The organism is Vibrio sp. 99-8-1, from assembly GCF_013114595.1.
Taxonomy (GTDB): Bacteria; Pseudomonadota; Gammaproteobacteria; order Enterobacterales; family Vibrionaceae; genus Vibrio.
Genome location: NZ_VTXE01000079.1, coordinates 1 through 791 on the forward strand (window position 1 = coordinate 1; position 791 = coordinate 791).

3 tRNA genes are annotated in these 791 nt (G+C 41.0%); all 3 read left to right on the forward strand.

Going from position 1 to position 791, the window contains the following annotated elements:
- Positions 1 to 145 precede the first annotated feature (145 nt).
- Positions 146 to 221: transfer RNA gene (locus F0227_RS21775), tRNA-Glu, on the forward strand.
- A gap of 2 nt (positions 222 to 223) precedes the next feature.
- Positions 224 to 299, forward strand: a tRNA-Lys gene (locus F0227_RS21780).
- Between the two features lie 61 nt (positions 300 to 360).
- Positions 361 to 436 (forward strand) — tRNA-Val (locus F0227_RS21785).
- Positions 437 to 791: the final 355 nt, after the last annotated feature.

Below are 791 nucleotides of genomic sequence, written 5' to 3' on the forward strand. Positions count from 1 at the left end.
GTCGTAACAAGGTAGCCCTAGGGGAACCTGGGGCTGGATCACCTCCTTAATACGAAGATTGCTCGTTTATGAGTGTCCACACAGATTGATATGGTTTAGAAAAGTAAAGAGATGTTTTGAAAGTGCCCAACACTTTCACACCTATGTCCCGTTCGTCTAGAGGCCTAGGACACCGCCCTTTCACGGCGGTAACAGGGGTTCGACTCCCCTACGGGATACCATTGGGTCGTTAGCTCAGCTGGTAGAGCAGTTGACTTTTAATCAATTGGTCGCAGGTTCGAATCCTGCACGACCCACCATTCTTTCCTACGAAGGAATTAAAACGTTTTATGTCTACTTAAGGTAGAGATAAACATTCGTGGGCGATTAGCTCAGTTGGGAGAGCACCTCCCTTACAAGGAGGGGGTCACTGGTTCGAGCCCGGTATCGCCCACCATTCTCTAAATATTTTTGGATATTATCCAAACCAAATAAGTTTGTTTATCTTGGTTCGGATTTTTGTCGTCGAAAGTCTTTAGAAAATGTGATTTCTTTAAGTAGAAAAAACATCGCTCTTTAACAATTTGGAAAGCTGACAGATAACAATTTGATTGATTGTTATCTAATTTAAAAGTTCTCAAATCCTAATTTTCTTTGAAACATAAGAGATTTAGGTACCAACACACATTCAAGTGTTCTTGGAAGCAACATTACATAGTAATGCTGTTTATATTTGAGTCCGGCAAAATCGAAATGTTGTCTCGCTCATTCAAATAATGAGACAACGATAGAAACCTTGGTTGCTCATAAGA